This window comes from Streptomyces sulfonofaciens (assembly GCF_014656295.1).
In the GTDB taxonomy this organism is placed as follows: Bacteria; Actinomycetota; Actinomycetes; order Streptomycetales; family Streptomycetaceae; genus Streptomyces; species Streptomyces sulfonofaciens.
The window spans coordinates 1-805 of sequence record NZ_BNCD01000081.1 but is presented as its reverse complement, the minus strand read 5'-3'; the positions used below and the strand labels follow the sequence as shown (position 1 = coordinate 805).

Below are 805 nucleotides of genomic sequence, written 5' to 3'. Positions count from 1 at the left end.
CCGTCAAACCCCCCCGCCCCACATACCCACGAGCCAACTGAACACCCGCCAGATACAACTCCCCCACCACACCAGGCGCAACCGGACGCAAACCCCCATCCAAGACATACGCCTGCATGTTGCGCACCGGGCGCCCGATGGGCACCGGGCGGGCGGCCGCGGCGGCGTTCCCGCCGGTGGTCTGGTGGCTCCCGCAGGTCCAGGTCGTGGCGTGGATGGTGGCTTCCGTCGGGCCGTACAGGTGGTTCTGGGTCGCGCCGAGGAGGCGCGCGGTGCGCTCGCGCAGCTCCGCGGGCAGCGGCTCGCCGCCGGTCTGTACGCGCCGCAGGCTCGTGCACAGGGCGGCGGCGGGCTCGTCGAGGAAGGCCCGCAGCATGGACGGCACGAAGTGGACGGTGGTGACGCCCCGGGCGCGGATCAGGTCTGCCAGGTAGGCCGGGTCCCGGTGCCCCTCGGGGTCGGCGACCACGACGCGGGCGCCCGTGGTCAGCGGCCAGAACAGCTCCCACACGGAGGCGTCGAAGGCGGCGGGGGCCTTGTGCAGGCAGATGTCGGTGGGTTCGAGACCGAACTCCTCCTGGAGGCCCAGGAGCCGGTTGACGACCGCGGCGTGGGTCACGACCACGCCCTTGGGCGCCCCCGTGGACCCGGACGTGTACATCACATACGCGGGATGCTCCGGCCTCAACCCGGCAACACACCCACCACCCACCAACCCCGACCCCGAGCCGGACCCAACCCCCGAGCCGGACCCAACCCCCGAATCGGACCCGAACCCCAACCCACCACCCAGCTCCCGCACCAC

The 805-nt window shown here is 72.4% G+C and carries 1 pseudogene; it reads right to left on the bottom strand.

The window, feature by feature from the left end:
- Positions 1-682: pseudogene (locus IE313_RS34655) on the bottom strand (AMP-binding protein); the annotation flags it as partial.
- Positions 683-805: the final 123 nt, after the last annotated feature.